We start from the raw sequence: 2,121 nt of genomic DNA, 5'->3' as shown, positions 1-2,121 counted from the left end.
GCGTGGATATTGCCCTCAGCAAGCAACATCCTTGCAGGTCAGGGGCACCTTTCGTGCTCCCCGAAGATCGCTCAGCTCACGCGGGATGAAAGGCCCGGGCTAACGCGCCCCTTTCCCCAGCTACCTCGACCTGAGGAAGCGAGACCCTCGATCTCGTAGGGCATCGGCGGTCTGAGCACGGTGACGTCGCTTCCGGTGGGTGCAGGCGACCATGGGGTGGCCCAGGGGGTCCTGGTGCCGGGGTGGCTGACCGATGCTGCGGGAGCCGGCCGAGCGGACCGCGCCGAAGGATCGCCGCCTACCCGCCAGCCGCCTGGCCGGGATCATGTCCGAGGGCAACCCGGCGGGCGGGCCTGCACGACCCGGACGCCTGTCCGATCGCGAGGGACGACCGGGTCACCCGGTCGGATTCGGCTACAAGCCCACGTGCTCCACGATGCCGACGGGGTGGTGCTCGACCACGTCCCCGCCGTCGGGCGGGTCATAGCCCGCACCGGCCGGCGCCCGCGCATGGTCACCGCCGACCGCGGCCACGGCGAGGCCCCCGTCGAGCGACCTGCCGCCGCAGCTGGTGGGGCGCTCACCTCGCGGAAGGATCTGCGGCCGGGCAGGGCTGCGTCAAAGTCGGGAATGGCCTGACCGACCTGCGCACTCGTCCGGTGATCATGCAGCGTTGAGCGCGTCGGTGACGGCGGTGGGATGCCATGCCGCGGTGCGTTGAACGGCAGCGATGTTGTCATGCCCGGCCAAGCGGGCGAGGTTGGTGGCGGTGTTGCGCAGCGCGGCCATGACCTGAGGACCGCTACCGGTCCGGATGCGCGAGGCGTCCTCACGCTGGGTGACGTCGCGGACGTGGTGGACCCGGTTCTCGACCCCCCAGTGACCGCGTAGCCAGCCGGCCAGCAGGCCGGGGTCGGCGGCGCGGTGGTCCAGCGAGGTCAGGGCGTAGACGATCTCCACCGATCGCTTGCCGCCGAGGATGCGCCGACGGACCACCTTGATCGCGCGGCGGGCGCCGGGGAACAGCTCGTCGACGCCTGTCCCCTCCAGGTCGATGACCTTGACCGAGCGGGACTCGGTGCGGCCGTGTCCTCGGCCGCGGCGCCGCGCGCCCGGGGCGGCGCCCCAGGGCAGCAGGCGCAGCGCCTGCCGCAGGATGGGCTGGTTGGCCTTGACGGTGAACAGGTAGTGCGCGCCCCGGGCGGTGAGGAACTCGGCGTGCCGGCGCTGGCAGTGCAGCGCATCCGCGGTGACCAGGACACCGGCCAGCTCAGGCAGGCAGCCCAGAGCGGTGGTGAAGGCGGCGATCTCGTCGCCGTCGGCGACCGTCGTCTGGGTGAGCACCAGCCCGCTGGCGTGGTCATAGACGCTGACCAGCTTGGTCTGCCAGCCGGTGGCGTCACCCGAGCCGCGCAGCGTCTTACCGTCGACGGCCAGCACCTGCCGGCGTTCGGCTCTCGGGCAGGCCGGTCGCTGCTGCGCGGCGGCGCGGTGGCGGCCGGTCACCCAGTCGGTCAGCGCCGCCTCCACCGTGGTGACGTCCAGGGCGGTCAGCACCCGGCGAAACGTCGCCTCCGGCGGCGGCGTCGGGCAGACCGCTGCGGCCTGCGGGGCGGTGGCCGCCCACTGGGCGATCGCCACCCACGAACTCGCCCCGGCCATCACCGCCTGCACAGCCAGCAGGAGTAGCGAGTGCAGAGCGTGACGGCGGCCCCGGGCACAGCGCGGATCAGGCACCGACCGCAGCGCGGCCACCAGGCGACCGGACTCGGTCGTCGACCACGGCGCCGCTGGCGCTCGGGCGGCGGTGAGCGCGGTGGCCAACACGGACGGGGAAGATGAGCACGCGGGCACGGGCCTTCTCGCTGGCGGTCGATGGCGTAGGCACCCGTAGACCACCACACGGCCCGTGCCCGCCCGCATCCGTCCAGCTCAGCCCGCTACCTCACCGACTTTGACGCCGCCCTGTGCGGCCGGGTGGCTACGAAACTGTGAGCAGAACTGTGGGTGGCTCTTCCTGGTGTGACTGTTCAGGTCGTTGCTGGGATCCAGACGTTTCCGCTGGTGAGTTCGGTCAGGACGTCGAAGGGTCGGCGACCGTGCTTGGCCGCGGTTGACAGA

1 protein-coding gene and 1 pseudogene are annotated in these 2,121 nt (G+C 72.1%); one reads left to right on the top strand and one right to left on the bottom strand.

The window, feature by feature from the left end; translation table 11 throughout:
• Positions 1-286 precede the first annotated feature (286 nt).
• Positions 287-555 (top strand): annotated as a pseudogene (locus CNO22_RS29560) (ISNCY family transposase); the annotation flags it as partial.
• A 108-nt stretch (positions 556-663) separates the two neighbouring features.
• Here the strand turns inward: CNO22_RS29560 and CNO22_RS26800 are convergent.
• On the bottom strand, positions 664-1,827 hold the full coding sequence (locus tag CNO22_RS26800) for an ISAs1 family transposase (RefSeq protein ID WP_157937159.1): 1,164 nt from the start codon (positions 1,825-1,827) through the stop codon (positions 664-666).
• Between the last annotated feature and the right edge of the window lie 294 nt (positions 1,828-2,121).

It is taken from the genome of Geodermatophilus chilensis (assembly GCF_002802985.1).
In the GTDB taxonomy this organism is placed as follows: Bacteria; Actinomycetota; Actinomycetes; order Mycobacteriales; family Geodermatophilaceae; genus Geodermatophilus; species Geodermatophilus chilensis.
This window is presented reverse-complemented; position numbering and strand designations above follow the sequence as displayed.